This window comes from Acidobacteriota bacterium (genome assembly GCA_016716715.1).
GTDB lineage: Bacteria > Acidobacteriota > Thermoanaerobaculia > UBA5066 > UBA5066 > Fen-183.
The window spans coordinates 359,248-386,144 of the sequence record JADJVE010000004.1 but is presented as its reverse complement, the minus strand read 5'-3'; the positions used below and the strand labels follow the sequence as shown (position 1 = coordinate 386,144).

The 26,897-nt window shown below is 70.0% G+C and carries 31 protein-coding genes and 5 tRNA genes; 30 read left to right on the top strand and 6 right to left on the bottom strand.

From position 1 onward, the window contains the following. Positions 1–11 precede the first annotated feature (11 nt). From IPL89_09110 to IPL89_09090, 5 genes are read left to right on the top strand one after another with little or no spacing between them, the layout of a single operon-like run. The gene (locus tag IPL89_09110) at positions 12–965 is read left to right on the top strand and encodes an NAD(P)H-quinone oxidoreductase (GenBank protein ID MBK9063338.1); all 954 of its coding nucleotides are present in this window, start codon (positions 12–14) and stop codon (positions 963–965) included. Continuing rightward, complete coding sequence (locus tag IPL89_09105) at positions 965–1,621, top strand: HAD-IA family hydrolase (protein MBK9063337.1); 657 nt, start codon at positions 965–967, stop codon at positions 1,619–1,621. Before IPL89_09110 ends, IPL89_09105 begins: the two co-directional genes overlap by 1 nt. 9 nt (positions 1,622–1,630) lie before the next feature. Then, on the top strand, positions 1,631–2,761 hold the full coding sequence (locus IPL89_09100) for an alanine--glyoxylate aminotransferase family protein (protein MBK9063336.1): 1,131 nt from the start codon (positions 1,631–1,633) through the stop codon (positions 2,759–2,761). Beyond that, positions 2,758–4,341, top strand: a complete 1,584-nt coding sequence (locus tag IPL89_09095; protein ID MBK9063335.1) for a phosphoglycerate dehydrogenase — start codon at positions 2,758–2,760, stop codon at positions 4,339–4,341. Before IPL89_09100 ends, IPL89_09095 begins: the two co-directional genes overlap by 4 nt. A 19-nt stretch (positions 4,342–4,360) precedes the next feature. Then, complete coding sequence (locus IPL89_09090) at positions 4,361–5,464, top strand: D-alanine--D-alanine ligase (GenBank protein ID MBK9063334.1); 1,104 nt, start codon at positions 4,361–4,363, stop codon at positions 5,462–5,464. Here IPL89_09090 and IPL89_09085 read toward each other — a convergent pair whose 3' ends face one another. The 4 genes from IPL89_09085 to IPL89_09070 all read right to left on the bottom strand — a co-directional run bounded on the left by IPL89_09085 (position 5,465) and on the right by IPL89_09070 (position 9,801). Next, positions 5,465–7,381, bottom strand: coding sequence for a hypothetical protein (locus IPL89_09085; protein MBK9063333.1), 1,917 nt, complete (start codon positions 7,379–7,381; stop codon positions 5,465–5,467). It lies immediately after the preceding gene. Between the two features lie 2 nt (positions 7,382–7,383). Then, positions 7,384–8,088: a septal ring lytic transglycosylase RlpA family protein gene (locus tag IPL89_09080; GenBank protein MBK9063332.1), complete on the bottom strand. Its 705-nt coding sequence runs from the start codon at positions 8,086–8,088 to the stop codon at positions 7,384–7,386. A gap of 97 nt (positions 8,089–8,185) precedes the next feature. Continuing rightward, entirely contained in the window at positions 8,186–9,640 is a 1,455-nt protein-coding gene (locus IPL89_09075) for an adenylosuccinate lyase (GenBank protein ID MBK9063331.1), read from the bottom strand. Further along, complete coding sequence (locus IPL89_09070; GenBank protein MBK9063330.1) at positions 9,637–9,801, bottom strand: hypothetical protein; 165 nt, start codon at positions 9,799–9,801, stop codon at positions 9,637–9,639. The genes IPL89_09075 and IPL89_09070 overlap by 4 nt, the downstream gene beginning before the upstream one ends. A gap of 60 nt (positions 9,802–9,861) precedes the next feature. Here IPL89_09070 and IPL89_09065 point away from each other — a divergent pair, with 60 nt between their 5' ends. The 5 genes from IPL89_09065 to rdgB are packed head-to-tail and all read left to right on the top strand — an operon-like array spanning position 9,862 to position 15,344. Further along, the gene (locus IPL89_09065) at positions 9,862–11,142 is read left to right on the top strand and encodes an arginine deiminase (protein ID MBK9063329.1); all 1,281 of its coding nucleotides are present in this window, start codon (positions 9,862–9,864) and stop codon (positions 11,140–11,142) included. 12 nt (positions 11,143–11,154) lie between these two features. After that, positions 11,155–12,078 (top strand): ornithine carbamoyltransferase, encoded by a 924-nt coding sequence (gene argF, locus IPL89_09060; GenBank protein MBK9063328.1) that lies wholly within the window; start codon positions 11,155–11,157, stop codon positions 12,076–12,078. Positions 12,079–12,119: 41 nt separating this feature from the next. Further along, positions 12,120–13,109, top strand: coding sequence for a TonB family protein (locus IPL89_09055; GenBank protein ID MBK9063327.1), 990 nt, complete (start codon positions 12,120–12,122; stop codon positions 13,107–13,109). A gap of 28 nt (positions 13,110–13,137) precedes the next feature. Beyond that, positions 13,138–14,766, top strand: coding sequence for a GAF domain-containing protein (locus IPL89_09050; protein ID MBK9063326.1), 1,629 nt, complete (start codon positions 13,138–13,140; stop codon positions 14,764–14,766). Positions 14,767–14,771: 5 nt separating this feature from the next. Then, positions 14,772–15,344, top strand: a complete 573-nt coding sequence (gene rdgB, locus IPL89_09045; GenBank protein MBK9063325.1) for an RdgB/HAM1 family non-canonical purine NTP pyrophosphatase — start codon at positions 14,772–14,774, stop codon at positions 15,342–15,344. On the opposite strand, the gene IPL89_09040 is transcribed toward rdgB, so the two are convergent. Both IPL89_09040 and IPL89_09035 read right to left on the bottom strand, forming a co-directional pair. Next, a complete protein-coding gene (locus IPL89_09040; GenBank protein ID MBK9063324.1) occupies positions 15,331–15,981 on the bottom strand; it encodes a dephospho-CoA kinase in 651 nt (216 codons plus the stop codon). The genes rdgB and IPL89_09040 overlap by 14 nt on opposite strands. Continuing rightward, positions 15,978–16,895: a bifunctional 5,10-methylenetetrahydrofolate dehydrogenase/5,10-methenyltetrahydrofolate cyclohydrolase gene (locus tag IPL89_09035; GenBank protein MBK9063323.1), complete on the bottom strand. Its 918-nt coding sequence runs from the start codon at positions 16,893–16,895 to the stop codon at positions 15,978–15,980. Before IPL89_09035 ends, IPL89_09040 begins: the two co-directional genes overlap by 4 nt. A gap of 218 nt (positions 16,896–17,113) precedes the next feature. On the opposite strand from IPL89_09035, the gene rplM reads away from it, so the two are divergent. The 20 genes from rplM (at position 17,114) to rplL (ending at position 26,768) form a co-directional block, all read left to right on the top strand. After that, positions 17,114–17,548: a 50S ribosomal protein L13 gene (gene rplM / locus IPL89_09030; protein ID MBK9063322.1), complete on the top strand. Its 435-nt coding sequence runs from the start codon at positions 17,114–17,116 to the stop codon at positions 17,546–17,548. A gap of 25 nt (positions 17,549–17,573) precedes the next feature. Beyond that, on the top strand, positions 17,574–17,966 hold the full coding sequence (gene rpsI / locus IPL89_09025) for a 30S ribosomal protein S9 (GenBank protein ID MBK9063321.1): 393 nt from the start codon (positions 17,574–17,576) through the stop codon (positions 17,964–17,966). Between the two features lie 10 nt (positions 17,967–17,976). Beyond that, a complete protein-coding gene (gene rpsB / locus IPL89_09020; GenBank protein ID MBK9063320.1) occupies positions 17,977–18,780 on the top strand; it encodes a 30S ribosomal protein S2 in 804 nt (267 codons plus the stop codon). Between the two features lie 75 nt (positions 18,781–18,855). Next, positions 18,856–19,776: an elongation factor Ts gene (locus tag IPL89_09015; protein ID MBK9063319.1), complete on the top strand. Its 921-nt coding sequence runs from the start codon at positions 18,856–18,858 to the stop codon at positions 19,774–19,776. A 4-nt stretch (positions 19,777–19,780) separates the two neighbouring features. Beyond that, positions 19,781–20,503: a UMP kinase gene (locus IPL89_09010; protein MBK9063318.1), complete on the top strand. Its 723-nt coding sequence runs from the start codon at positions 19,781–19,783 to the stop codon at positions 20,501–20,503. A 30-nt stretch (positions 20,504–20,533) separates the two neighbouring features. Further along, positions 20,534–21,097, top strand: coding sequence for a ribosome recycling factor (gene frr, locus IPL89_09005; protein MBK9063317.1), 564 nt, complete (start codon positions 20,534–20,536; stop codon positions 21,095–21,097). After that, a complete protein-coding gene (gene ispD / locus IPL89_09000; GenBank protein ID MBK9063316.1) occupies positions 21,094–21,786 on the top strand; it encodes a 2-C-methyl-D-erythritol 4-phosphate cytidylyltransferase in 693 nt (230 codons plus the stop codon). Before frr ends, ispD begins: the two co-directional genes overlap by 4 nt. A 4-nt stretch (positions 21,787–21,790) precedes the next feature. Further along, positions 21,791–22,267: a 2-C-methyl-D-erythritol 2,4-cyclodiphosphate synthase gene (ispF, locus tag IPL89_08995; GenBank protein MBK9063315.1), complete on the top strand. Its 477-nt coding sequence runs from the start codon at positions 21,791–21,793 to the stop codon at positions 22,265–22,267. Positions 22,268–22,273: 6 nt separating this feature from the next. Further along, positions 22,274–23,005 (top strand): 23S rRNA (guanosine(2251)-2'-O)-methyltransferase RlmB, encoded by a 732-nt coding sequence (gene rlmB, locus IPL89_08990; GenBank protein ID MBK9063314.1) that lies wholly within the window; start codon positions 22,274–22,276, stop codon positions 23,003–23,005. Positions 23,006–23,143: 138 nt separating this feature from the next. After that, positions 23,144–23,219: transfer RNA gene (locus IPL89_08985), tRNA-Thr, on the top strand. A gap of 47 nt (positions 23,220–23,266) precedes the next feature. After that, positions 23,267–23,354, top strand: a tRNA-Tyr gene (locus tag IPL89_08980). A gap of 17 nt (positions 23,355–23,371) precedes the next feature. Next, positions 23,372–23,447: transfer RNA gene (locus IPL89_08975), tRNA-Thr, on the top strand. Positions 23,448–23,474: 27 nt separating this feature from the next. Next, positions 23,475–23,549: transfer RNA gene (locus IPL89_08970), tRNA-Gly, on the top strand. A gap of 29 nt (positions 23,550–23,578) precedes the next feature. Then, positions 23,579–23,656 (top strand) — tRNA-Trp (locus IPL89_08965). A 67-nt stretch (positions 23,657–23,723) separates the two neighbouring features. Continuing rightward, complete coding sequence (secE, locus tag IPL89_08960) at positions 23,724–23,936, top strand: preprotein translocase subunit SecE (protein ID MBK9063313.1); 213 nt, start codon at positions 23,724–23,726, stop codon at positions 23,934–23,936. A gap of 84 nt (positions 23,937–24,020) precedes the next feature. Continuing rightward, positions 24,021–24,548, top strand: coding sequence for a transcription termination/antitermination protein NusG (gene nusG / locus IPL89_08955; protein MBK9063312.1), 528 nt, complete (start codon positions 24,021–24,023; stop codon positions 24,546–24,548). A 9-nt stretch (positions 24,549–24,557) separates the two neighbouring features. Then, the gene (gene rplK / locus IPL89_08950) at positions 24,558–24,983 is read left to right on the top strand and encodes a 50S ribosomal protein L11 (GenBank protein ID MBK9063311.1); all 426 of its coding nucleotides are present in this window, start codon (positions 24,558–24,560) and stop codon (positions 24,981–24,983) included. Between the two features lie 133 nt (positions 24,984–25,116). Continuing rightward, positions 25,117–25,824, top strand: coding sequence for a 50S ribosomal protein L1 (locus tag IPL89_08945; protein ID MBK9063310.1), 708 nt, complete (start codon positions 25,117–25,119; stop codon positions 25,822–25,824). Further along, the gene (locus IPL89_08940; GenBank protein ID MBK9063309.1) at positions 25,824–26,366 is read left to right on the top strand and encodes a 50S ribosomal protein L10; all 543 of its coding nucleotides are present in this window, start codon (positions 25,824–25,826) and stop codon (positions 26,364–26,366) included. Before IPL89_08945 ends, IPL89_08940 begins: the two co-directional genes overlap by 1 nt. A 24-nt stretch (positions 26,367–26,390) precedes the next feature. After that, the gene (gene rplL, locus IPL89_08935) at positions 26,391–26,768 is read left to right on the top strand and encodes a 50S ribosomal protein L7/L12 (protein ID MBK9063308.1); all 378 of its coding nucleotides are present in this window, start codon (positions 26,391–26,393) and stop codon (positions 26,766–26,768) included. Positions 26,769–26,897: the final 129 nt, after the last annotated feature.

Genomic DNA, 26,897 nt, shown 5'->3' with positions numbered 1-26,897 from the left:
GTGTTCAACCCATGAAAGCCATCCTCGTCCCAAAGCCCGGCGGTCCCGACGCACTCGTCTATGGCGACGCTCCAGATCCCGTCCCGGGGCCGGGGGAGGTCGTCGTCCGCGTCCGCGCGACGGCCGTGAACCGCGCCGACCTCCTGCAGGCCGAGGGGAAGTACCCGCCGCCCCCAGGCGCGCCGGAGATCCTCGGCCTCGAGGCCGCGGGGGAAGTCGAGGGCACGGGAGAAAAGGTGTTCTTCCTCCTCTCCGGCGGCGGTTACGCCGAGAGGGTCGCCGTTCCCCGCGCGATGCTCATGCCCGTGCCGGCGCGCCTCTCGCTCGCCGAGGCCGCGGCGATTCCCGAGGCGTGGTTCACGGCGTACCTGAACCTCTTCCACGAGGGCGGGCTCAGGGCCGGCGAGCGGCTGCTCGTCCATGCCGCCGCCTCCGGCGTCGGGACGGCCGCGATCCAGCTCGCCAAGCGTGCCGGCTGCTCCGTCGTGGCGACCGCGCGCTCGGAGAAGAAGTGCGAGGCCCTCTCGGCGCTCGGCGCGGATCTCGTCGTCGACACGTCTCGCCAGGAGTTTCTCAGCAGGATCGAAGCGAAGTTCGGGAAGGAGTCCGTGGACCTCGTCCTCGACTCGGTGGGTGGGCCGCTCTTCTCGCCGAACATCCGCTCGCTGCGCCGCGGCGGCCGCATCGTCCTCATCGCGAGCATGGCCGGCCCGGGCGCCGAGATCGACCTGCGCGCCGTGCTGTCCAAGCGCCTCCGGATCATCGGGTCCACGCTCCGCGCGCGGCCGCTCGAGGAGAAGGCCGCGCTGACCGCGGCGTTCGTCCGCGACGTCCTGCCCGCCTTCGCCGACGGGAGCCTCGCGCCCGTCATCGATTGCGCGTACCCCCTCCGGAACGCCGCCGAGGCGCACCGCCGGATGGCGGCGAACGAGAACGTCGGCAAGATCGTCCTCCTCGTGGATTGATGGCGCCCATTCCGGCGCCTCCGCGCGCGGTCGTCTTCGACCTCGACGGCACGCTGCTCGACTCGTACGCCGCGATCCACGAGTGCCTCTCCCTCGTCCTCGCGGCGTTCGGCAAGGCCCCCGTGACGCCCGACGAGACGCGCCGCATGGTCGGCCACGGGCTGGAGGTCCTCATCGCGCGTGCGGTCGGCGCGGAGAACGTCGCAGCCGGGGTGAAGATCTTCCGCGACCGCTACGAGCGGGTTGGCCCGGAGAGCTCGACGCTTCTCCCCGGGGCGGACGCCGTCACGCGGCGGCTCGTCGAGGCGGGCATCCCGATCGCGATCGCGTCGAACAAGCCCGCGCGGTTTTCGCGCGAGATTCTGGAGCAGCTCGGCATCCTGTCGCGCTTCGCGTTCGTCGGCGGCCCGGACGACGGATTCCCCCCGAAGCCGGCCCCCCACATGGTCTTCATGGCGCTCTCGACGATGGGCGCGAAGGGGAGCGAGAGCGTTTACGTAGGGGACATGCCGGTCGACGTGGCCACGGCCCGGGCGGCGGAGATCCCTGTCGTCGTGGTCCCCACCGGGAGCGCCACGGAGGCGGAATTGCGGGCCGTTTCGCCCGATCTCCTGATAAGGGATCTCAACGAACTTCCTGCCCTTCTGCTTTCGTAGAATCCCGCCATGAGCAACTTCGATTCGACCACCGGCTCCGCTGGCCAGGTGCGCTTCTTCAACCCGGGCCCCGTGTGGGTCCGGCCGCAGGTGCTGCAGGCGCTCACCGGCCCCATGCTCTCCCACCGCTCCCAGGCCTTCATGGACCTCTACGGGCGCATCCTCGACAAGCTCCCGAAGGTCTTCCGGACGGCTCCCGGCCGCGCCCACACCCTCGCCGCCTCGGCGACGGGCGTGTGGGAGGCCGCCCTCGTGTCCTGCGTCGAGGGCCCGGTCCTCTCCCTCGGCAACGGCGCCTTCTCCGAGAAGTGGGGCGAGATGTCCCAGCGCCTCGGACTGGAGACCGACACGCTCAAGGCCGAGTGGGGCAAGCCGATCTCGCCCGACGACGTGAAGGCGAAGCTCGCGGCGAAGAAGTACGCCGCCGTGACGGTCGTCCACAGCGAGACGTCCACGGGTGTCCTGAACGACCTCCCGGCGATCGCGAAGGTCGTCCGCGAGAACTCCGACGCCCTCGTCTTCGCCGACTGCGTGACCTCGGTCGCCGGCACGAAGGTCGAGACGGACGCCTGGGGCCTCGACGTCGTCCTCACGGGCTCCCAGAAGGCGTTCGCGCTCCCGCCGGGCCTCGCGCTCTTCGCGATGTCCGAGCGCACGCTCGCCGCCGCGAAGAAGAAGAAGTTCCGAGGGCTCTACCTCGACCTCGTCGACATCGACGCCTTCGCCCAGAAGAAGCAGACGCCGACGACGCCGTGCCTGTCGCTCCTCTACGCGCTCGACTTGCAGCTCGACCACATCCTCGCCGAGGGAATCGAGAACCGCTGGGCCCGCCACGAGGCGATGCGCAGCACGGTCGCCGACTGGGCCGCGAAGAACGGCTTCTCGATCTTCGCCGAGAAGGGCGCCGAGTCGCCGACGGTCACGTCGATGGCGCCGCCCGCGGGCGTCAACGCCGAGGAGCTGAACAAGGCGCTCAAGGCGGCGAAGTGGACGACGGGCTCGGGCTACGGAAAGCTCAAGGCCACGAACGTCCGCATCGGGCACATGGGCGACGTGGACGTCCTCTCCGTGCAGAACTACTTGAAGGCGCACGAGGAGGTCGTCGCCGCTCTCCGCGCCAAGGCGCCGGTCCCGGCGTGACCGCCCGCGTTCTCGTCGCCGAGCCCCTGTCGGAGACGGGCCTCGCCGTCCTGAAGGCGGCGGGGCTCGCCGCCGACGTGAAGACCGACCTCTCGCGCGAAGCCCTGCTCGCGGCGATCGGCGACTACGACGCCCTCGTCGTGCGGTCGGCCACGCAGGTCGACAAGGAGCTCCTGGCGGCGGGGAAGAAGCTGCGCGTCGTCGGGCGCGCGGGTGTCGGCCTCGACAACGTGGACGTCAAGGCCGCGACCGAGCGCGGCGTCCTCGTCGTGAACGCTCCGTCCGGAAACGTCGTCTCCGCGGCGGAGCACGCGATCGCCCTCCTCCTCTCGCTCCTGCGGAGGATCCCCGAGGCACAGGCTTCGCTCAAGGCCGGGGAATGGAAGCGCACGAAGTTCGTCGGGACGGAGCTGCAGGGCAAAACGGTCGGCCTCGTCGGCCTCGGACAAGTCGGCTCGCGGGTGGCGGCGCGCCTCAGGCCTTGGAACCTGACGCTCCTGGCCTTCGACCCCTTCGTGACGCCGGAGCGCGCGGCCGAGCTGGGCGTCAAGCCGGTCTCGCTGGACGAGCTGCTCGCGCAGTCGGACGTCGTCTCGCTCCACGCGCCGGGCGGCGCCGAGACGAAACACCTGCTCGGTCCGATGCAGTTCGAAAGAATGAAGAAGGGCGCCCTCCTCGTGAACTGCGCGCGCGGGGCCCTCGTGGACGAGGCCGCGCTCGTCGAGGCGCTGGACTCCGGGAAGCTCGGCGGAGCGGCGCTGGACGTCTTCTCCGTGGAGCCGCCGAAGGACTTCGCACTGATGAAGCACCCGAAGGTGCTCTGCACGCCGCACCTCGGCGCCTCGACGGTGGAGGCCCAGGACCGCGTCGCCGTGGAAACCGTCGAGATGCTCTCGGAGGCCCTGAAGGGGTCCCCGTTCGTCGCCGCGGTGAACCTCCCGTTCCCGGCGGGCGGCGACCCGCACGCGGCGCTGCCGTGGATGCGGCTCGCGGAGCTCGCGGGCTCGTTCCTCGGCCAGGCCGCCGGGGCGCCGGCGACGCGCATCAGCGTCACGCTCGCGGGCGTGCCGGAGGGTGCGCGCAAAGCCGCAGTCGTTGCCGCGGTGAAAGGCGTCCTCTCGGGAGTCGAGGAGGTCAACCTCGTGAACGCCGCCGCGATCGCCAAGGCGCACGGCATCGCGCTCGTGGATTCCGTCCGCGAGGAGGCCTCGGGCTACGCGAACCTGCTTACGGTCGCCGTCGACACGCCCAAGGGGTCGCGCAGCGTCTCGGCGACGCTGTTCGGCGATTCGCACGGGCGCATCGTCTCGCTGGACGGCCTCTCGCTCGAGTTCAAGCCGCAGGGGACGATGCTCGTCCTCTCGAACCGCGACGTTCCGGGCGTCATCGGGCGCATCGGCACGTGCCTCGGCCAGAAGGGCGTGAACATCGTCGACTTCGCGCTCGCGCGCGGGAGCGGCGGCCGCGCGGCCGCGGTCGTGCGCGTGGACCCGCCGGCGGGTGGCATCTCGCCCGATCTCGTGGGCTGCCTCGCGGGGCTGGAGGGCGTCGAGTCGGCCCGCCTCGTGACGGTCGGGTGAGGCCGTGAGTGCCCCGCCGGTGAAGGCGAAGACGCGCGTCGGCGTCGTCTTCGGCGGGCCCTCGCGCGAGCACGGCGTCTCGTTCCTCTCGGCGAAGTGCCTGCTCGAGAACCTCCCGTTCGAGAAATACGAAGCGATCCCGGTCTTCGTCGGGAAGGACGGGCTCTGGAACGGGCCGCAGGCGTCGAAGGCCGAGCTGGCGCGCCAGCTCGCGCGGCCGCCCAAGGACCTGCTGCTCGACGGCGTGAAGCCCGGCAGCCGGCCGGCGCGGACCGCGGAGATCGTGGATTCGTTCTTCTCGGCGTGGCACGCCGCCGGCGCCGACGTCCTCTTTCCGATCGTCCACGGCACGTTCGGGGAGGACGGCGTCGTCCAGGGCCTCTTCGAAGCGCTCGGGGTTCCCTACGTCGGCTGCGGCGTCGCGGCGTCGGCCGTGGGGATGGACAAGATCTTCATGAAGGCCGCGTTCGGCGCCGCGGGGCTCCCGCAGGTGAAGTACGTGGGCTTCTCGCGCGCCGAGTGGGCTTCGCCCGCGTCGCGGGCGGCGCTCACGACGCGCATCGACGGGCTCGGCTTTCCGGTCTTCGTGAAGCCGTCCTGCGCGGGCTCTTCCGTCGGCGTCTCGAAGGTGAAGGACGAGTCGCAGATCGCGAAGGCCGTCGAGGCCGCATTCCTCGTGGACGCTCGCGTTCTCGTGGAGCAGGGCGTCGACGCGCGGGAAATCGAGTGCTCGGTCCTCGAGGGCGAAAAGGGCGGGCCGACGGAGGCGTCGCTGCCCGGCGAGATCGTGCCTGGGCACGAGTTCTACGACTACGAGGACAAGTACATCGACTCCGGCTCGCGCAGCGTCGTCCCCGCGGACCTGCCGGCGAGCACCCGCGAGGAGGTCCGGCGGCTCGCGGCTCGGGCATTCGACGTCCTCGGGGGCGAGGGCTTCGCGCGCGTGGACTTCTTCGTCGAGCGCGGGACGCAGCGGATTCTGGTCAGCGAGCTCAACTCGCTGCCCGGGTTCACGCCGATCTCGATGTTCCCGAAGATGTGGGAGGCCTCGGGCCTGCCGCTCGGAAGCCTTCTCGACCGCCTCGTGACCGGCGCGTTCCACCGCCCGGTGCGCGGCCGCTGATCAGCGCGCCACCCGCCCGAGGATCCGGCCGGACCGCGCGTCCTCGACCGTCGTGCCCGGCGGCGCTTCTGCCGAGAGCGTGAAGCTCAGCGGCGGAGGGCTCGCGACGGGCGCCCGGAGCGACGCGCTCACGGCGGGACCGTCCGGCGGGCGCAGGAGAACGTCGCGCTCCTCGGGGCCGGTCCGGAAGACGAGGCCGTCGGGGCGGCAGGCGGCTCCGGCCGTCCGGCCCCGGAAGACGAGCGGGAACGCGCCCGGCTGAACGAAGCACGGCTCGCGGCGGTCGAGCCGGAGAAGCGTGAAGCCCGCGACGTCCTCCCGCGCCTCGATCCCGCCGGCTCCCGCGGCGAGGGCGTCGACGTCGGCGAGCGCGGGACCCGGGAGCGCGCGGCGGTCGATCGCGACGACCGAAGCGCCCATCTCGCGCAGGAGCGCAATGCCGCCCGGGACCGGCAGGGCCGCGAGCGACCGCTCCGCCCACGTGTGCGTCGCCGGCGCGTACGTGAACCAACCATTGACGACCCGGCGCCCGTGCCGGAGCTGGTCGACCCACGCCTGCGTGGACGTGGAACGGTTCCACGGATACACGGCGACCGACGCGTCGCGCGGGAGCGCGGCCAGCCGGTCGACGTACGCGGACGGGGCAGGGAAGGCGGTGGCCGGGATGTCGGCGGGCCAGAGGTCCAGAAGGGCCAGCCCCGTGAAGGCCGCCCGGAAGGCTGCGGCCCTCGCGTGTCCGGCCACGGCGGCGAGCGAAAGGACGGCCGCGGCCCCGAGCGCGACGTCGAACCACTGGTCGAACCGGTGGATTCCGCGGAGCGACGAGAGAATCGGAAGCCCCGTGAGCAGGCGATAGGGCCCCGGCCCCACCGGCCTGCCCGCGACGTGGATCGTCGGCCCGAGGGAGCAGACGAAGAGGACGGCGGCAAGGCAGAGCCACGGGATCGGGGACCGGACGCCCCGCCCCCGCGCGGCCCACAGGCCGATCGCGAACGTGAACGCGAGCGTCGGGAAGAACGCCGCGGCGCCGAGCGGGAAGCCCGGCACGAGGCGTTCCAGAGCGTCCCGCACCGGCCCGCCGAAGATCCCGCCGTGCAGGAGCGAGAGGAGGTCCGCCGAATGAGCCTCGAACGTCCGGACGCCCGGCACGACGCCGAGGGACTCTCCGATTCGGAAGTACGGGCCGTAGGGGACGGCCAGAATCAGGAACGCGACGAGGCCCGTCCCCGCGAGAGCGGCGACGCGGCGCGCCCGGAAGGCTTCCTTTCCGACGACGATGAGAACGGCAGGGACGGCGAACAGGAGACCCAGCGCGATCCCGTAGAGGCTGAAGAGGCCCTGGACGATGAGCGCCGCGCCGAAGAGCGCGAGGTCCCTCCCGCGGCCGCGGCGGAGAAAGTCGCAGGCCGCCATCGCCGCGAGCAGGGCGAAGCCCGTGGACAGGCCGGCGAGGACTCCGAGGGTGTTCATGCGTCCGGGCCCGTAGGCGACCGCGAACGCCGCCACGGCGGAAACGAGGCCTGGCCCCGCGAGCCGGGCGTAGAACGCGTAGAGGAGAACCGGGAAGATGAAGACGGCGAGAAAGTACGCCGCGTTCACGCCGGCCGGAACCGAACCCGTGAACAGGTGAAACGGGGCGCCGACGATCGAAGCCAACGGGAGCCACTCTCCGCTCGCCAGCGCGTCCGGAATCGGGGCGAAGACGCGGTCGTCGGCGATGCGGACGTCGCCGCGTTCCCAGCGGGCCCACGCGCGTCCGATCGCGGTCGCGTTCGTGGCGGGATCGTCGAGCGGATTCGCCGAGGGGAGGGCCGCGACGAGCCGCGTCGCGGGCGCGACGGCGGTCCGGTGGAAGAAGGCGAGCGGGAACAGCGCGGCCGCGATCCAGACGGCCGCGAGCCAGCGCGTCCGCGACACGTTCAGCGCGCCTCGACGAGGATGCCGGCGAGCCCGATCTCACCCAGGGAATCGCGCGCGGCCTCGGCCTCGGCGCGCGAGGCATAGGGGCCGAACTTCACGCGCTTGAGGCCGCTCGCGTCCTCGATCCATGGCGACGGGTAGCGCGCGGCGAGCCGCTCGCGCAGCTTCACGGCATTCTCCTGCGACCCGAACGCACCCGCCTGCACGGCCCAGCCCGCGGCCGCGGGACGCGTGGACGGCGCCGCGGGCTCGCCCTTCACCGCGGTGTTCGCGGGTGTCGGGGCGGGCGGCTCGTCGCTCTTCGCGCGGATCCGGGAGTTGTCGCCCAGCGCCACGACGCGCAACGTCACGGGCACGACGCCGTCCCCGACGGAGCCGATCTCGGCGGCGGCGGCCTTCGAAAGGTCCACGATGCGCCCCGCCACGAACGGGCCGCGGTCGTTGACCTTCACGCGGACGGACTTGCCGTTCTTCTCGTTCGTGACGTCGACGACCGTGCCGAGCGGCAGCGTGCGGTGAGCGGCGGAGACTTTTTCGGGGCGGAACGTCTCGCCGGATGCGGTCGGCAGGCCGTCGAACTCCTTCCCGTACCACGACGCGAGGCCGCGCTCGACGGCGCCGGGGGTCGGTGTAGGCGGAGGGACGAAAGACTTCGCCTTCGGTGTGGACGAACAAGCCACGAGGCCGAGTCCGAAGAGAACCAAAGAGATTTCTTTGAGTGGGAATAGGGCTGGGCGCCGTCGGCGCCACGCGGCGATGGCCGCGCCGCGCCCCTTCACCTTCAAAGAAAACTTCTTCGCCTCAAACCCGGACTTCCTCGTGCGTCTCGCCGGAGGCGGCCGCCGGGTCGCTCGCGAGGATGGGTTCGATCTCGACCTCGAGGAACTCGTCCACCTGCTCCGGCGCGCGCCCGATGAAGCGCGCGGGATCGGACGCGGCCTGGATTTCGGCGGGAGTCAACCCGAAGGTCGGATCGGCCGCGATCCGGAACAGCAGGTCGTTCTCGGCGCCCTCGTTCTTCATCCGGTCGCCCGCGGCCTGCGCGAGCACGCGGATCTTCTCGTGCAGCGCCTGGCGGTCGCCGCCCTTCTTCGCGGCCGCCATGAGCACGTTCTCGGTCGCGAGGAACGGGATCTCGGCGTCGAGGCGGCGGCGGACGACGCCGGGGTGGACGATGAGGCCGTCCGCCACGGAGTCCCAGAGAAGGAGGATCGCGTCCGCCGAGAGGAACGCCTCGGCGAGCGCGAGGCGGCGGTTCGCCGAGTCGTCCAGCGTGCGTTCGAACCACTGAGTCGCGTGCGTCCAGTTTCCGTTGTCCGACACCGAGAGGAGCCAGCGCGAGAGCGCGTTCATGCGCTCGCACTTCATCGGGTTGCGCTTGTACGGCATCGCGGACGAGCCGACCTGTTTCTTCCCGAACGGCTCCTCGACCTCCTTGAGGTGCTGGAGAAGCCGGACGTCGTTCGCGAACTTCGAGGCGGAGGACGCGAGGCCCGAGAGCGCCGAGAGGACGAGCGCGTCCTGCTTGCGCGTGTACGTCTGGCCCGAGATCAGGAGGCGGTCCGGGAAGCCCGCCTTGTCCGCGACGAGCTTGTCGAGGCTCTCGGCCTTGTCCGCGTCGCCGTCGAAGAGCGCGACGAAGGAGGCCTGGGTTCCCGTGGCGCCCTTGCAGCCGAGGAAGCGCAGCTCGTCGGCGCGGCGGACGAGCTCGCGGTGGTCGAGCGCGAGGTCCTGCAGCCACAGGCACGCGCGCTTGCCGACCGTCGTGGGCTGCGCGGCCTGAAAGTGCGTGAAGCCGAGGCACGGGAGGTCGCGGTAGGCGCGCGCGAACCGGGCCAGCCGCCCCATGACGCGCACGGTCCGCGTCGCGAGGAGGCGGAGGGCCTCGCGCAGAAGGAGCAGGTCCGCGTTGTCGCCCACGAAGGCCGACGTCGCGCCGAGGTGGAGGACGCCCTTGGCGGCCGGGGCGACGTCGCCCAGCGCGTGGAGGTGCGCCATGACGTCGTGCTTGGTCTCGCGCTCGTAGCGGTCGGCGGCGTCGAGCTCGGCGTCAGTCGGGACGAGGTGGGCGCGCAGGGCCTCCAGCGAGGCCTCGGGGATCGGCAGGCCGAGCTGCTTCTCGGCCTCGGCGAGCCAGAGCCAGAGGCGGCGCCACGCGGTGAACTTCGACCGCGCCGAGAACAGGGAGGACATCTCGGCGGACGCGTAGCGCGTCGTGAGGGGGTTCTCCCAGCGGTCCGCGGGCGATCCGTTCATTCCTCTTCCACCTCGTCGTCGGTCGGAAGGCGGAACTCCTTGACGTCGTCGTTGCCGCAGATGGCGCAGAACGCGCTCAAGACGCCCTTCTTCTCCTCGTACTCGAACGAGTAGCAGGGGGTGTCGCAGTTCAGGCAGACGACGAAGGCGACCTCTTCCATGCGCTCTCCCCGAAGGCCTCTCAGGTTAGCATCACCGAGGCGGCTCCGGGGCCGCCCGACATGACTCTTCGCATCGAATCCGAAATCGGCCGCCTGCGCACCGTTCTCGTTCACGAGCCCGGCCGCGAGATCGACCGGATGGTCCCGGCGATGATGCAGGACCTCCTGTTCGACGACATCCTCTTCGGGGCCCGCGCCCGCGAGGAGCACCGGCGCTTCCGGCAGGTCCTGAAGTTCGTCGCGGACGAGGTCCTCGAGGCCCGCGACCTTCTCGAAGAAGTCCTCCAGGACGCGGGCGCCCGCAACGCGATCCTCACGGAGCTCGCAACGCTGCTCGCGTGGCCGCCCGCCGTGCTCGTCGCCCTGAACGACCTGCCGGCCGACCGCCTCGCAGCCGGTCTCGTGGAGGGGATCGAGCACCCGCGGCCCGAAATTACGGGCTCGCTCGACTCGCTCTACCTTCTGCCGCCTCTTCCGAACTGGTTCTTCCAGCGCGACCCGGCCGTCGTCCTCGGAGACCGCGTGATCCGGAGCGCGATGGCGACGCGCGCCCGCTGGCGCGAGCCGCTCCTTTCGGGGGCGATCTTCGCGTTCCACCCGCGTTTCGGCCGGCGTTCCGACGCGTTCTGGTTCCGCGAGTTCGCCGCCGAGGAGAAGAGCCTGTCCCTCGCGCGCATGCGGCCGACGCTGGAGGGCGGCGACGTCCTCGTGATGTCGCCCGAGACGCTCGTGATCGGCTACTCGGAGCGCACCGAGAAGATCACGATCGAGCGCCTCGCCGAGGCGCTCCGCAAGGAAAGGTCGCCCGTGAAGCGCATCCTCGTGGTCGCGATTCCGCCGCAGCGCGCGACGATGCACCTCGACACGATCTTCACGCGGCTCTCCGAAGGAGAGTGTCTCTGCCACGCGCCGATGATCCTGCCCGGAGGCGCCGAGGAGGTCGACGTCTACGAGGCCGATCTCACGGGGCGTGAGGTGTCGTGGACGACGAAGGACGACCTCCTGTCGGCGCTGCGCGCCCACGGGATCGACCTCGAGCCGATCTCGTGCGGCGGCTCCGACCCCATCGACCAGCAACGCGAGCAGTGGACCGACGGCGCGAACCTGTTCGCGCTCGCGCCGGGCCTCGTGCTCGGCTACGACCGCAACATCCGGACGGCGGACGAGCTCGCGCGGCACGGCTACCGCATCCTTTCGGACGACGACCTCCTGCTCGGGCGCGAGACGCTCGAGCGAAAGAAACCGGTCAAACAGGCGATCCTCATGTCGGCCCCGGAGCTCTCCCGCGCGCGGGGAGGCCCTCGCTGCATGACGATGCCGCTCGTGCGCGACCGGGTGTGAGAATGGAAAGACATGCGACGCAAAGACCTGATCTCGATCCACGACCTCTCGTCCGCCGAAGTCGGTGCGCTCCTCACGCAGTCAGCGGACATCAAGGCCCGGCCGCGCGAGTACCGCGCGGCCCTCTCCGGGAAGATCCTCGCGATGATCTTCGAGAAGTCCTCGACGCGGACCCGCGTCTCGTTCGAGGCCGGGATGACGCAGCTCGGCGGCGCGGCCCAGTTCCTCTCGTCGCGCGACATCCAGCTCGGCCGCGGCGAGCCCGTCTCCGACACGGCGCGCGTCCTCTCGCGTTACGTGGACGGGATCATGGCGCGCACGTTCGCGCACCAGACGGTCCTCGACCTCGCGACGTACGCGACGATCCCGGTGGTCAACGGCCTCACGGACCTTCTCCATCCCTGCCAGGCGCTGACCGACTACTTCACGATGGCGGAGAAGTTCGGGAGTCTGAAGGGCCTCAAGCTGGCCTACGTGGGCGACGGCAACAACATGGCGCACTCCCTCATGTACGGCGGGCCGAAGTGCGGCGTCGACGTCGCGATCGCGACGCCGAAGGGCTACGAGCCCGACGCGGGCGTCACGGCAAACGCGAGGGCCGACGCGGCCGCCGCGGGGACGAAGCTGCTCGTCACGAACGACGCCGTGCAGGCCGTAGAGGGCGCGCACGTCGTCTACACGGACGTCTGGGCGTCGATGGGGCAGGAGGCCGAGCAGGCGAAACGCGTGAAGGACTTCGCGGGCTGGACCGTGTCGAGCGCGCTCATGGCCCATGCGCACAAGGACGCCGTCTTCATGCACTGCCTGCCCGCGCACCGGGGCGAGGAAGTCGCCGCCGACGTCTGTGACGGACCGCGCTCGGTGATCTACGACGAAGCCGAGAACCGCCTTCACGTCCAGAAGTCGATCCTCGTCACGCTGATGGGAGCGCCCTGACCCTCCGCGCCCGTCTCCTCGCCGGGGCCGCGGCGATCGCGGTGCTCGCGTCGTCCGCGCCCGGGTGCCGGAAACCGCGGCCCGGCGCCCCCGGCGCTCCGGCGGACGACCGCGCGGTCGTGACGCTCGACAAGGTCCCCGGGCGCACCGAGCCCGAGGCGAAGTCCGCGGCCCCCTCGACGCTCGTGCGCGGAACGCCGGTGAGGATCCGCGAGGCCAAGGGCGACCTGCTGCGCGTGTCGGGTCCAGGCGGAGACGTCTGGGTGCCCGCCGCCGCCGTCGAGAGACTCGCCGATCGCGAGGCGCGCGAGGCGCGCGCCGAGGCCGTCAAGGCCTTCGAGGCCCAGCCGGGGCGCGCCGTCGAGCCGTGCCCGATCCTCCTCGCTCCGGACTACGGCGCCGCGCGCTGGGGCACGCTCGAGGACGGCGACGACGTGGACGTGGTCCTCGCCGACCACGACTTCTTCGGCGTGCGCCTCGCGGGGAAGATGCTCGCGTTCGTGCCGGCCCGCTCGATCCGGCTCCTGCCGTCCGCGGTCGCGCCCGCGCCGGGCTCGCCGCCGGGCAAGGGCGTCACGCCCGAGGTCCAGGCTCTCGGCGTTCCGGACCGCGAAACGCGGCCCACCCCGCGCGTCACGGCGCAGCCGGCCGGCGAGATCCCTGAGGCGGGGTTCGCGCCGGTGGCCACGCCGACGTCGGGCGCGGCGCCGGCCGCGCCTCTCACCGCGCTCCCCGAAGGATCCGAACTTCCCGTCCTCGTCACGCGCGTCGACCCGCAGTACCCGGAGGCGGCCAGGAAGATGAAGCTGGGCGGCGACGTCGTGCTGCGCGTCGTCGTGGAGGCGAACGGCTCGATCGGGCGGATCGAGGTCGTGACCGGGGCTCCGTTCGGGATGACGGAGGCGGCCACCGACGCCGTGAGGAAGTGGACCTACCGCCCCGCGCGCGTCGCCGGGCAGGCGGTGGCCGTCTGGAAGGTGATCCGCGTCAAGTTCGCGCTGCACGCCGAGCGAGAACCGCCTCCGGACTGACGGGACGCACCTATAATCGCGGCTCTTCATGCCGCTGATGGAGCTCGTCTACGAGGTCGAAGGCCAGACCCGACGGTACCTGCTGTCGGGAAACGACGTGTCGATCGGCCGATCGAGCGAGAACGGGATCGTCCTCAACGATTTCTCCGTCTCGCGCAAGCACGCGCTCCTGTCCGAGAGCGGCGGCGCCTGGACGATCGAGGACCTGAAGTCGACGAACGGCCTCAAGGTCAACGGCGAGTTCACGCCGTCGGCGCTGATCCATCCTGGCGACGTGCTCACGGTGGGGACCTTCACGCTCACGGTGACGGAACAACCGACGTTCCGCGGGCGCGCGTCGGTGTCGATCAGCGACTCGAGCGCGACGTTCGTCAGGTCCATCGCGGACTTCAACCGCGATTTTGGCTTCGACGCCGCCTCCCTCCCGAAAGAAGACTCGCTCGCGGGGACGATGGCGGGCCGCCGGCCCGCGACGCGCGAGAAGGTTTTCGAGGCGATGGTCCTGGTCGCCCGCACGCTCATCGAAGCGCGGGAGGTCGGGCAGATCCTCTCGAAGGTCGTCGACCTTCTCTTCGACTTCCTCCCGGCCGAGCGCGCCGTCGTCGTCCTGCGCGAGGAGGACGGCCGGCTCACCCCGACGCTCGCCAGGCGCCGCGGCAAGGAAGGGCCCGACCCGGAGGCCTCGTTCTCGCACACGATCGTCGAGTCCGTCGTGCGCGACCGCGTGGCCGTGCTCACGTCCGACGCGCTCGCGGACGACCGCTTCGAGGCCGGGCAGTCCATCCGCATCCAGCAGATCCGCTCGGCGATGTGCGTGCCGCTCTGGGACCGCGACCGCGTGATCGGCGCGCTGCACGTCGACACGCCGCTCAAGACGGGCACGTTCACGGCCGACGACCTCGACCTCCTGACCGCGCTCGGCAACTTCGCGGCCGTCGCGATCGAGCGCGCGCGCCTCCAGGGCCGGATCGAGCGCGAGGAGCGCATCCGCGAGCGCCTGTCGCGCTACCACTCGCCGGGCGTCGTCGACGAGATCGTGACGGGAGGGCCCCAGGGCGTCGAGAGCGTGAGGACGCGGGAGGTCACGGTGTTCTTCGCGGACATCGTCGGCTTCACGTCTTCGGCCGAGACGATGGACCCGGAGGAGGTCTCGCGCTTTCTCGAGCGCGTCTTCACGTTCGCGGCCGACGCGATCTTCGAGCAGGGGGGCACGCTCGACAAGTTCATCGGCGACGCCGTGATGGCGTTCTTCGGCGCGCCGATCCCGCAGCCCGACCACGCCCGCCGCGCCGTCGCGGCGGCCGCGAAGCTCGTCGAGAGCCTCCACGCCTGGAACGTTCAGCGCGTCGCGGCCGGAGAACCCTCCGTCGCGGTCCGCGTCGGCGTGAACACCGGCCGGGCGTTCGTCGGCGACATCGGGTCCGACCGCCGCGTCGACTACACGGTCCTCGGCAACACGGTCAACGTCGCGGCGCGGCTGGAGTCCGCCGTGGCGGGCGCCAACGAAGTGGTCGTCGGCGGGGAGACGGCGCGCCAGGCGGGCGGGGACTACGCGTTCGAGCCCCTCGGCGAGCAGAAGCTCAAGGGCCTCTCGAAGGGGATGACCGCGTTCCGCCTCAAGCTCGACGCCTCGGGGCGTCCCGTCCCCGTCTCGTGACCAACGTGCTCGCCGGCCTCGTCTTCGTGACGTCGAACCCCGGCAAGGCGCGCGAGGCCTCGGCCCTTCTCGGCCGCGCAGTCGCGGCGCAGGCGCTGGACCTGCCCGAGATCCAGTCCCTCGACTTCCGCGAGGTGGCGAGGGCCAAGGCGATCGTAGCGGCGCACGCGCTCGGCGTTCCCGTCCTCGTCGAAGACTCGGGGCTCGCGGTCGCGGGCTGGGGCGGCTTCCCGGGCCCGCTCACGAAGTGGATCACGATGGGCGTCCTCGGCCAGGAGGGCCTCGCGAAGATGCTGGACGGCTTCTCGGATCGCGGCGCCGAGGCCGTCTCGGTCCTCGCCGTCGCGCGGCCGGGTCAGCGCGAGCCGGACGTGCTCGTGGCCGAGGGACGCGTGAAGGGTTCGATCGCCCTCCACCCCCGCGGCGAGAACGGCTTCGGGTGGGACGTGCTGTTCATCCCGGCAGGGGAGACGCGGACGTTCGCGGAGATGAGCCTCGAGGAGAAGAACGCCCTCTCGCACCGCCGTAAGGCATTGCGGGCGTTCGCGGCGCTGCGCGCCGCGCTCACGGCCGGCTGAAGAACCCGCTCCGGCGGCCGGCGCCCTCGTCGGACGCGCGAGCGCGCAGCTCGTCCGCGAGGCGGTCGATCTTTCCCTCGAGCTCCTCGCGGGTGCCGTCCGTGCGGATCACGATGTCGGACACCTCTTCGCGCGCGGCGTCCGAGAACTGCGCCGACATCCGCTTCACGAACTCGTTCGGGTCCGTCTCGCCGCTGCGTTTGACGGCGCGTTGAAGGCGCATGTCCGCCGGCGCCGACACGGCGACGAGGACGTCGAACCGCTCGCGTCCGCCCGTCTCGACGAGGAGAGTGGCCTCGATGACGCCGATCGGCTCGCCCTTCCGCGCGAGCTCCTCGAACCACTCGGCCTGCTCCTGCCGCACGAGCGGATGAATGAGGCCGTTCAGCTTCGCGAGCGCGGCCTTGTCGTGAAAGACGGTCATCGACAACTTCGGACGGTCGACCGAGCCGTCGGCGGCGAGGAACTCCGGTCCGAACGCCGCCGCGACCGCCCGCGCGCCGGCGGCGCCCGGTGCGTAGAGCTCGTGGACCATCCGGTCCGCGTCGCGCACGGGGATCCCGCGCTTCTCGAGGCCTTCGGCGATCGTGCTCTTGCCCGACGCGAGCCCGCCCGTGAGTCCGACCTTCAGGATCATCCGCGCCGCGCCTCGCAGAGCCGGAGCGCGTTCAGGAGGAGATGCGCGATCGTCAGCGGGCCGACGCCGCCGGGGACGGGCGTGTAGCGGGAGGCCCTGGGGAACGCCGTCGCGGGGTCGCAGTCGCCGACGAGCGTCGAGCCGTTCTTTTCGAACGCGGCCGCGCGCTTCGCGTCGCCCGGGAAGAACCGCTCGAGGTCCGCGCGCGTCGTCACGCGGTTGATCCCGACGTCCACGACGACGGCGCCCTCCTTCACGAAGTCCCCGGTCACGAAGCCCGGCCGCCCGATGGCCGCGACGAGGAGGTCCGCCTCGCGGCACAGGGCGGGGAGGTCCCTCGTCTTCGAGTGCGCGACCGTGACCGTCGCGTCGTTCTGGAGAAGGAGGAGCGCCATGGGCTTTCCGACGATGTCGCTCCGGCCCACGACGACGGCGCGGGTTCCGCGCAGCGGCACGTCCTCGCGCTTGAGGAGCTCGAGGACTCCGGCCGGCGTGCACGGGACCGGCGCGGGCTTGCCCTGCAGGAGGCGGCCCGCGTTTTCCGGGTGAAAGCCGTCGGCGTCTTTCCGCGGGTCGATCGCCTCGAGGACGCGGGCGGTCGCGATGTGCTTCGGCAGCGGAAGCTGGACGAGGATGCCGTCCACGGCGTCGTCGCGGTTCAGGCCGTCGATCGTCGCGAGGAGCTCGGCCTCCGCGAGAGACGCGGGAAAACGCAGGGTCCGGCCCGCGAACCCGGCCTCTTTCGCGGCGATCTCCTTGTTTCGGACGTACGTCGCGCTGGCGGCGTCCTCTCCGACGAGGACGACCGTGAGGCCCGGGACGACGCCACGGGCCGCGAGGCGGGCCGCGCCGGCCGCGGCCTCTGCACGGAGGGCCTTTGCGACGGCGGCGCCGTCGAGAATTCGGGGTTGCATGGCCCTATTGTGACCGAGAGTTACTTGACAGGGGCGTGGAGGGAGGGTATTTTCCACTGCCCCGCGGGTTTCGGGTCCCTGGCTGAACCCCGCGAGTCGTGTGCCGTAGGGGCTCTGGTCTTTCGATGCTTCCCCGGATCCGCATCGGAGCCCGACCCCGCATCTTCCAACGGGGTCGATAACCCCACAACCGCTAGAGGCCGGAGACGACCGTTCCCGTGAGCACTCGCACGCCGCTCCCGAAGATTTCCGACCACACCCGCCGCTGGATCATCGTCGACGCCGACGGGAAGGTCCTCGGCCGCCTCGCGACGCTCGTCGCACGGCACCTCACGGGCAAGACCAAGGCCATCTACACGCCGTTCATCGACACCGGCGACTTCGTCGTCGTCGTGAACGCCGAGAAGATCGCCCTGACCGGCGCCAAGGCGCAGTCGAAGCTCTACCGCCACCACACGGGCTTTCCGGGCGGCGTGAAGACGGTCGAGTTCGAGAAGCTCCGGGCCACGAAGCCCGAGCGCGTCATCGAAGCAGCCGTCAAGGGCATGCTCCCGAAGACGAAGCTCGGCCGGAAGATGTTCAAGAAGCTCAAGGTCTACGCGGGTCCGCACCACCCGCACACCGCCCAGGCCCCCGCGGCCGTCGCGGTCTGACCGGGACGAAGGAGAAGCGCACCCCGTGACGAACCTCCAGTTTCAGGCCGTCGGACGCCGCAAGGAATCCGTCGCCCGCGTGTTCCTCCGCCCCGGCAAGGGCGCGGTCCAGGTCAACGACCGCACCTTCGAGGACTACTTCCCGAACGACGTGCTCAAGATGGTCATCCGCCAGCCCCTGCAGCTCACCGAGACGGTCGAGAAGTTCGACGTCGTCGCCCTCGTCGAGGGCGGCGGGAGCGCGGGCCAGGCCGGCGCGATCCGCCACGGAATCGCCCGCGCGCTCTGCCTGTTCAACGGCGAGCTCCGCGGCGCCCTGAAGAAGGCAGGCCTCCTCACGCGCGACTCGCGCATGAAGGAGCGCAAGAAGTACGGCCAGCGCGGCGCCCGCGCCCGGTTCCAGTTCTCGAAGAGGTAATGGGGGACGAATGAGCCAGATCACGATGAAGGAGCTGCTCGAGGCGGGCGTTCACTTCGGCCACCAGACCAAGCGCTGGAATCCGAAGATGAAAAAGTTCATCTTCGGCAAGCGCAACGGGATCTACATCATCGACCTCCAGAAGACGCTGAAGTGCTTCCGCGAGGCCGCGGCCTTCATCACGGACGTCGCGTCGCAGGGCAAGAACATCCTCTTCGTGGGGACGAAGCGCCAGGCGCAGGACGCGATCTACGAGGAAGCCAACCGCTGCGGCATGTTCTACGTGAACAACCGCTGGCTCGGCGGCACGCTCACGAACTTCGTGACGATCCGCAAGTCGATCTCGCGCCTCAAGGAAGTCGAGGCGATGCTCGTCGAGGGCTCGGACGCGATCCTCACCAAGAAGGAGCGCATCCAGCTCGACCGCGAGAAGGCGAAGCTCGCGAAGAACCTCATCGGCATCAAGGAAATGGAAGAGCTTCCGGACGTCCTGTTCGTGATCGACCCCAAGAAGGAGGCGATCGCGATCCTCGAAGCCAAGAAGCTCGGCATTCCGGTCGTCGCCATCGTCGACACGAACTGCGACCCCGACGACATCAGCTTCGTGATCCCCGGCAACGACGACGCCATCCGCGCGATCAAGCTCTTCACGGGCAAGATCGCCGACGCGGTGCTCGAGGGCCTGCACGCGCAGGAAGAGCGCTTCGTCGGGAAGGTCGTCCACGGCGACGACGAGCCGATGCCCACGAACTTCCAGGTGACCGAGGCGGGCGCGGCCAAGCCCGAGGGCCCCGCCGTCCCCGTTCAGGCCTGATTCCGATCCACGCGATTCGGGCCGGCGGGAGGACATGCGTCCCCCGCCGGCCTTTTTGATGTCAGAGAGGACCCCATGGCGATTTCCGCAGTAACGGTGAAGATGCTCCGCGACAAGACGGGCGCCGGCATGCTCGATTGCAAGAGCGCGCTCGAAGAGACGAATGGCAACATCGACGAGGCCGAGAAGACCCTCCGCAAGAAGGGCCTCGCCGCCGCCGCCAAGAAGGCCGGCCGCGTCGCGGCCGACGGGCTGATCGGCTACCACGTGGCGAACGGCGTCGCGGCCCTGATCGAGCTGAACTGCGAGACCGACTTCGTCGCGAAGACGGAAAAGTTCAAGCAGGCGCTGCACGCGATCACGAACTTCGTGCACGGCCACGCGGCCGTCGGCGACACCGTCGACGGCGACGTGGCGGCCCTCGCGGCGTCGGCCCCGCCCTCGAAGATGCCCCACACCGGCGCTTCGATCGCGGAGTGCCTCCAGGCGTTCACCGGCGACCTCGGCGAGAAGACCGAGCTGCGCCGCTTCGCGCGCCTCGTCGCGGGCCCCGGCTCACACCTGACGCTTTACGCCCACCCCGGCGACAAGACGGTCGTCGTGATCGAGACGAAGGGAATGCCCGAGGACCTCGGCAAGGATCTCGCGATGCACGTGGCCGCGCTCGCGCCGCAGTTCGCGACCCGCGACGGCGTGTCCGCCAAGGCGCTCGCCGACGAGAGGGAGATCGCGCGCGCCAAGGCGATCGCCGCCGGGAAGCCGGAGGCCGTCGCCGAGAAGATGGTCGAGGGCATGATCGGCAAGTGGTTCGGCGAGGTCGTCCTCCTCGACCAGGCGTTCGCCAAGGACGACAGCAAGAAGGTCTCGCAGGTCATCGCCGATCGCGGGGGCAAGGACGCGTCCGTCGTGCGCTTCGTCCGCTACAAGGTGGGCGAGGGCGTCGAGAAGAAGTCCGGGGGCGATTTCGCCGCCGAAGTCGCGGCGCTCACGAAGTAACGCCGTGGAACCCTGCTACCGCCGGGTCCTGCTGAAGCTCTCCGGGGAGGCGCTCCTCGGCAATCAGCCGTTCGGCATCGAGCCGGCGGTCGTCGCCCGCATCGCGGACGAGGTCGCCGAGGTCGCGCGCCTCGGCGTCGAGCTCGCGATCGTGATCGGGGGCGGGAACATCATCCGGGGCGTGTCCGCCGCGACGCAGGGCATCGACCGCGTCACGGGCGACAACATGGGAATGCTCGCGACCGTCATCAACGCGCTCGCGCTTCAGGACGCGATGGAGAAGAGGGCGATCCACACCCGCGTCATGACGGCGTTCGAGGTGCGCGCGGTCGCCGAGCCGTTCATCCGGCGCCGCGCGATCCGCCATCTCGAGAAGAAGCGCTGCGTCATCTTCGCGGGCGGGACGGGCAACCCGTACTTCACGACGGACTCGGCCGCGGCGCTTCGCGCGAACGAGGTGCGCGCCGACGCGATCCTCAAGGCGACGCGCGTCGACGGCATCTACTCGGACGACCCGAAGAAGAACCCGAACGCCGAGTTCCTCCCGCGGGTCAGCTACCAGGACGTTCTGGAGAAGCGGCTCGCCGTCATGGACGCGACCTCGGTCGCCCTCTGCCGCGACAATCGCATGCCGATCCGCGTGTTCAACCTGCTCGTCCCCGGGAACATCCGCCGTGTCGTCATGGGCGAGCCGGTTGGAAGCGTGGTCGACGCGGGGCGCGCCTGACGCCGCGGCCGCCGGAACAAGGAGAACGCCATGCCCACGATTGCCGAGACGAAGAAGGAAACCGAGAGGCGGATGCACGCCTCGCTCGAGGCCCTCAAGCATGAGCTGAAGCACCTGCGCACCGGGCGGGCCGCGGTGGGCATCCTCGAAGGGATCTTCGTGGAGTACTACGGGACGGCGACGCCCCTGAACCAGGTCGCGAACCTCTCCGCGCCGGACGCGACCCTTCTTCTCGCGTCGCCGTGGGAGCCCTCGCTCTGCCCGGCCATCGAGAAGGCGATCCGCACGAGCGACCTCGGGCTGAACCCGTCGTCGGACGGGAGGGTCGTCCGGATCCCCGTGCCGCAGCCGACGGAGGAGCGCCGCAAGGAGATCATCAAGAAGGCCCACGGCTTCGCCGAGCACGCGAAGGTCGAGATCCGCCACCACCGCCACGAGGCGAACGACGCGATCAAGAAGGAGGCGAAGGCCTCCACCGTCTCCGCGGACGACGAGAAGCGCGCCCTCGACGAGATCCAGAAGCTCACGGACAAGAGCGTCGCCGAGGTCGACCACATCCTCAAGACGAAGGAAGCGGAAGTCCTCGCACGGTGAGCCAGGCCACGGCTCTCGTACCGGCCGCGGGCTTCGGCACCCGCTTTCACGAAGGCGGGCCGAAGGCGCTCGTCCTGCTCGCCGGCAAGCCGCTCCTCGTCCACGCGCTCGAGCGCCTCGCGGCCTCGAGGCGGGTCTCCTCGGCCGTCGTCGCGATCCCGGGCGGCTGCGAGGCGGACTTCCGCGCGGCGCTGAAGGCGTCGCCCCTCCCGTACATCCTCGTCGAGGGCGGCGTCACGCGCCGCGAGTCCGTCGCGCGGGCCTTCGCGGCCATGGACCCGAAGGACGACGACGCGATCGTTCTCGTCCACGACGCGGCGCGCCCGCTCGTGGACCCGCTGGAGGTCAAGGCGGTCGTGGACGCGGCGGACGCGACGGGCGCCGCGATCGCGGCGTTCTCCCTCGTCGAGACGATCAAGCGCGTCGAAGCGGGCAAGATCAAGGCGACGGTCCCGCGCGGCGACCTCGTGGGGGCCACGACTCCGCAGGCGTTCCGCGCCGCGATCCTTCGAAAGGGACTCGCGAAGGAAGGCGGGCCCGACGCGACGGACGACGCCGAGCTCGTGGAGCGCACGGGCGGCGAGGTCACGGTCGTTCTGACGTCGCGCTGGAACATCAAGATCACGTACCCCGAGGACCTCGCGTGGGCGGAGGCCTGGCTGGCCCAGTCGGGCCGCGCGGGAGCGTGACCCCGTGAGGATCGGGCACGGATTCGACGCCCACCGGCTCGAGCCCGGGCGGCCGTGCGTGCTCGGCGGCGTCGTGGTGAAGTCGGACTCGGGCCCCATCGGGCACTCGGACGGCGACGTCGTCCTGCACGCGCTCGCGGACGCGCTCCTCGGCGCAGCCGCGATGGGCGATCTCGGCTCGATCTTCGGGACCGACCGTCCCGAGTGGGCGGGCGCGGCGGGGGAGGCCTTCGTCCGGCACGTCCGGGACCTGACGGACCATCCGGAAATCCTCAACGTGGACGTCACGATCCTGGCCGTGAGGCCGCGCGTCGGGGAACACCGCGAAGCCATGCGCGCGAGCATCGCGGCCCTCCTCGGGGTGCCCGTGGCGCGCGTCTCCGTGAAGGCGTCGTCAGGGAACGGCTTGACGGACTTCGGCCGGGGCGAGGGCGTGGCCGCGACGGTGGTGCTCCTCGTCGGCGGCGACGCGGCCGAGTAGCGGGCTGTGATCGTCTCGGGCTTCCACCCGGTGCGCGAGGTTCTCGAAAAGAGGCCGCGCGCCGTCGAGGCGCTGCTCGTTCAGCGCGGCCGCAAGGACGCCCGCGCCGCGGAGATCGAGGAGCTCGCCCGGGGGGCGGGCGTTCCCGTCCGCCTCGTCGCGAAAGAAGAGCTGGACCGCTTTGCGGGCCGCGCGCACAACGGTGTGGCGGCCCGGGTGGCTGAGCGCGAGTACGACGACGTGGAGGAGTGCCTCGCGGGTCCGAAGGGCGGACGGTGCGTCCTCTTCCTCGACGAGGTGACGGACCCGGGCAACCTCGGCTCGGTCCTCCGGACGGCCGCCGCCGCGGGGGCCTCGGTCGTCCTGACGGAGCGGCACTCGGCCGGCCTGAACGAGACCGTCTCGAAGGCCTCGGCGGGCGCCCTGGAGCGGGTCAAGGTGGGCCGGGTCGTCAATGCGGCCCGGTTCCTCGAGCAGGCCAAGGCCGCCGGGTTCTGGATCTACGGGGCGGCCATGGACGGCGAAAGTCTCTGGAAAGTCGATATTTCGGGCGATTCCGTCCTCTGTCTCGGCTCCGAAGGGGCGGGGCTCAGGCGCCTGACGAGGGAAACGTGCGACCGGTTGATTTCGATCCCCATGAATCGGGGCGCCGGATCCCTGAACGTCTCCGTGGCCGCCGGGGTCCTGCTCTACGAGTGGGTCCGGAGAAAAACCGGGCCGGGGCCAGTTCCGGCATGAAAATGGCTTGACGGGGTTTCGAGCTGGCTGATATAAACCACAGTTCGCGCCTCGCCGGGTGCGCGAAGCCGTGCGTTCTCCGTGTCTCCAAGGTTATCGGGTCGCACGGTCGAGCTCTCTCTGGGGAGGAATGCGAGTGCTGGCGTAGCTCAATTGGCAGAGCAGCCGATTTGTAATCGGCAGGTTGCGGGTTCAAGTCCCATCGCCAGCTCCAGGGAGCGTTTCCGGGGGCCGGACACGGGAATCATGAAGGACGGTAACGGGCAGATGGCCGAGTGGTTAATGGCAGCAGACTGTAAATCTGCCGTACTTACGTGCTACGGGGGTTCGAATCCCTCTCTGCCCACCATCTTCGAAGAGAAGGGGGCCCACGTAGCTCAGTTGGTAGAGCACGTCCTTGGTAAGGACGGGGTCAGCAGTTCAAATCTGCTCGTGGGCTCCAGTTTCCCCGCGCGGATCACGTACCTGAGCGGGAGTAACTCAGGGGTAGAGTCACAGCCTTCCAAGCTGTTGGTCGCGGGTTCGAATCCCGTCTCCCGCTCCATTCACGCAGCTTGTCACGCGACGACGTACAGGGGTGTAGCTCCAACTGGCTAGAGCGGCGGTCTCCAAAACCGTAGGTTCGGGGTTCGAATCCCCGCACCCCTGCCAACCTCGGCCTTGACCAGAGACGACGACACGACGGACCCGAATCGACACGAAGGACGAACGAAACGACATGAACTTCAGCGAGCGTTGGACCACCTTCCGCGGCTTCCTTTCGGACGTGAAGAAGGAGACCGGGAAGGTCTCGTGGCCGGACCGGGACGAGGTCGTGGGGACGACGATGGTGGTCATCGTCTACACGGTCCTCGTGGGCATCTTCCTCTTCCTCGTCGACGCGGCGGTGACGCCGCTCGTGAACAAGCTCTTCTCCGCCTTCGGCGGCTGAAGACGGAACGATAAAGGCAAAGCGGTGAGCGAAGTCGATTCTCAGGACACGGGCAGCGCGGCCCCCGCCGCGGCGGCGCCGCACATGGACTGGTTCATCGTCCACACGTACTCGGGCTTCGAGGACCGTGTCGTCACGGAGCTGCAGAACCGCATCAAGGCCCTCGGCATGGAGGTCCACTTCGGCGAGATCCGCGTGCCGAAGGAGACCGTCGTCGAGATGAAGGCCGGGAAGCGCCGCAACGTCGAGCGGAAGTTCTTCCCGGGCTACGTCCTCGTGCAGATGGAGATGTCCGACGAAACCTGGCATCTCGTGCGCAACACGCCGAAGGTCACCGGATTCGTCGGGGGCTCGTCGAAGGCGCCCGTCCCGCTCACGCAGGACGAGGTCGACTCGATCCTCCACCACACGGCCGAGTCCAAGGAAAAGCCGAAGCCGCGTTACGTCTACGAGCGCGGCGAGCAGGTCAAGATCACGGACGGCCCCTTCAAGGAGTTCACGGGCACGGTCGAGGACATCAACCTCGAGCGCTCGACACTTCGCGTCCTCGTCACCATCTTCGGCCGGCCGACGCCGGTCGAGCTCGAATTCGTCCAGGTCCAGAAGCTGTAAGGAACGACCATGGCAAAGAAAGTAACGGGATACGTCAAGCTCCAGATCGAAGCCGGGAAGGCGACGCCCGCTCCGCCCGTCGGCACCGCGCTCGGTCCGCAGGGCGTCAACATCATGGACTTCTGCAAGGCCTTCAACGCGAAGACCGCGAAGGACGTGGGGCTCATCATCCCCGTCGTCGTCACGGTGTATTCGGACCGGTCGTACTCGTTCATCACGAAGACGCCCCCCGCCGCCGTCCTGCTCAAGAAGGCCGCCAAGCTCGAAAAGGGCTCGGGCGTCCCGAACAAGACGAAAGTCGGCAAGGTGACGAAGAAGCAGGTCGAGGAGATCGCCAAGCTCAAGCTCGTCGACCTGAACACCGTGGACCTCGCCGCCGCCGTCAAGTCGGTGGAGGGGACCGCCCGATCCATGGGAATCGAGGTCGTCGGCTGACGCCGCGATCAACGAGGCGGAAGCCTCCCGCGCCGGGCCTCTCCCGGCGCGCGGTTCGCAGGTGCCCGGGATGCCCCGGGGCTTCTCACCGACGGACCCAGGGGATGCGACCGACTCCGGAGAACAACACACCATGAGTGGCAAGAAATTCACCGCGTCCGCCGCGAAAGTCGACAAGGCGAAGCTCTACGACGTGCCCCAGGCCGTCGCGCTCGTCAAGTCCGCGTCGTTCGCCAAGTTCAACGAGACGGTCGAGGTGGCCCTTCGCCTCGGCGTCGACCCGAAGCACGCGGACCAGATGGTGCGCGGCACGGTCGTGCTTCCGCACGGCCTCGGGAAGACGACCCGCGTGGCCGTCGTGGCTTCCGGTGAGAAGATCAAGGAAGCCGAAGCTGCGGGAGCGGACGTCGTGGGCGGGGACGACCTCGTCGCGAAGATCCAGGCCGGCATGCTCGACTTCGAGGCGCTCGTCGCGACGCCCGACATGATGAAGTCGCTCGGGCGGCTCGGCAAGGTGCTCGGCCCGCGCGGCCTCATGCCGAACCCGAAGGCCGGCACGGTCACGTTCGACGTCGCCAAGGCCGTCAAGGAGCTGAAGGCGGGCAAGATCGAGTTCCGCGTCGACAAGACGGCGATCATCCACGTTCCCGTCGGCAAGGTCTCGTTCCCCGAGATCCAGCTCGTCGAGAACACCGAAGCGCTCCTCTCGGCGGTCCAGAAGGCGAAGCCCGCCGCCGCGAAGGGCAAGTACATGAAGTCCGTCGTCCTTTCGTCGACGATGGGCCCGGGCGTCCCGGTGGATCCCGCGACCGCCGAGAAGCTCGTCGGAAGGACCGTCTGATGACGACCACGCGCGCTTCCAAGGCCGAAGAGCTCGCCGAGCTCGCGGCGACGGTGGGGAAGGCCTCCCACGCGTTCCTGATCGACTACAAGGGCCTGTCGGTGCCGGCCGTGACGGACCTGCGCCGCCAGATCCGCGCCGCCAAGTCCGACTACATCGTCGTGAAGAACACGCTCGCCCTGCGCGCCCTCGAGGGAAAGCCCCTCGGTTCGCTCAAGGAGCACTTCACGGGGATGACGGGCATCGCCTACTCGACGACGGACGTCGTCGCGCTCGCCAAGGTTCTCCACACCTTCGGCAAGACGAACCCGAACGTGAAGGTCAAGGCCGCCCTCCTCGACGGCAAGCCCGTCGCGGCGAAGGAGCTCGAGACCCTCGCAAACCTGCCGTCGCGCGCCGAGCTCGTCGGCAAGCTCCTGGGCCTCATGCAGTCGCCGATCCGGCGCCTCGTGACGGTCCTCGCCGCCCCTCACCGCAACGTCGCCGCGACCCTCGCGGCCGTGGCTCAGCAAAAAGCAAAGTCCGAAGAAACCACGGCTTAAGCCGAAGAATCAGGAGATAGAACCATGGCACTCAACGTCGAGACTTTCGTCAAGGAAATCGAATCGATGTCCGTCCTCGAGCTGAACAACCTCGTCAAGGCTCTCGAGGAGAAGTTCGGCGTCTCCGCCGCGATGATGGCCGCTCCGGCCGCCGCAGCGGCCGCCCCGGCCGCCGCCGCCGCCGAGGAGCAGACCGAGTTCACGGTCGCGCTCAAGGAGGCCGGCTCGAACAAGATCAACGTCATCAAGGTCGTCCGCGAGGTCAACGCCTCGCTCGGGCTCAAGGAAGCCAAGGATCTCGTCGAGAACCTCGGCGTCATCAAGGAAGGCGTTTCGAAGGACGAGGCCGCTTCCATCAAGAAGAAGTTCGAGGACGCGGGCGCGAAGGTCGAGGTCAAGTAACCCGGATGGGGGTGCGGGGGAAACCGAGGTTCGGTTTCCCCCGCCAACAGCCGCTTCTCTCGATCTTCGTCGTCGCCCCATCGCGCGCCTCACACCCCGGCCAGCGCGCGGCCATGAGAGGACAAGCAC

Coding starts and splice junctions, on each gene's coding strand:
- IPL89_09015 (MBK9063319.1), top strand. CDS start 18,856: ATGGCGATTTCCGCAGTAACGGTGAAGATGCTCCGCGACAAGACGGGC.
- rpsB (MBK9063320.1), top strand. CDS start 17,977: ATGAGCCAGATCACGATGAAGGAGCTGCTCGAGGCGGGCGTTCACTTC.
- IPL89_09050 (MBK9063326.1), top strand. CDS start 13,138: ATGCCGCTGATGGAGCTCGTCTACGAGGTCGAAGGCCAGACCCGACGG.
- IPL89_09110 (MBK9063338.1), top strand. CDS start 12: ATGAAAGCCATCCTCGTCCCAAAGCCCGGCGGTCCCGACGCACTCGTC.
- IPL89_09100 (MBK9063336.1), top strand. CDS start 1,631: ATGAGCAACTTCGATTCGACCACCGGCTCCGCTGGCCAGGTGCGCTTC.
- rplL (MBK9063308.1), top strand. CDS start 26,391: ATGGCACTCAACGTCGAGACTTTCGTCAAGGAAATCGAATCGATGTCC.
- rplK (MBK9063311.1), top strand. CDS start 24,558: ATGGCAAAGAAAGTAACGGGATACGTCAAGCTCCAGATCGAAGCCGGG.
- IPL89_08945 (MBK9063310.1), top strand. CDS start 25,117: ATGAGTGGCAAGAAATTCACCGCGTCCGCCGCGAAAGTCGACAAGGCG.
- IPL89_09070 (MBK9063330.1), bottom strand. CDS start 9,801: ATGGAAGAGGTCGCCTTCGTCGTCTGCCTGAACTGCGACACCCCCTGC.
- IPL89_09040 (MBK9063324.1), bottom strand. CDS start 15,981: ATGATCCTGAAGGTCGGACTCACGGGCGGGCTCGCGTCGGGCAAGAGC.
- IPL89_09075 (MBK9063331.1), bottom strand. CDS start 9,640: ATGAACGGATCGCCCGCGGACCGCTGGGAGAACCCCCTCACGACGCGC.
- IPL89_09035 (MBK9063323.1), bottom strand. CDS start 16,895: ATGCAACCCCGAATTCTCGACGGCGCCGCCGTCGCAAAGGCCCTCCGT.
- argF (MBK9063328.1), top strand. CDS start 11,155: ATGCGACGCAAAGACCTGATCTCGATCCACGACCTCTCGTCCGCCGAA.
- secE (MBK9063313.1), top strand. CDS start 23,724: ATGAACTTCAGCGAGCGTTGGACCACCTTCCGCGGCTTCCTTTCGGAC.
- IPL89_08940 (MBK9063309.1), top strand. CDS start 25,824: ATGACGACCACGCGCGCTTCCAAGGCCGAAGAGCTCGCCGAGCTCGCG.
- nusG (MBK9063312.1), top strand. CDS start 24,021: ATGGACTGGTTCATCGTCCACACGTACTCGGGCTTCGAGGACCGTGTC.
- frr (MBK9063317.1), top strand. CDS start 20,534: ATGCCCACGATTGCCGAGACGAAGAAGGAAACCGAGAGGCGGATGCAC.
- IPL89_09065 (MBK9063329.1), top strand. CDS start 9,862: ATGACTCTTCGCATCGAATCCGAAATCGGCCGCCTGCGCACCGTTCTC.
- IPL89_09105 (MBK9063337.1), top strand. CDS start 965: ATGGCGCCCATTCCGGCGCCTCCGCGCGCGGTCGTCTTCGACCTCGAC.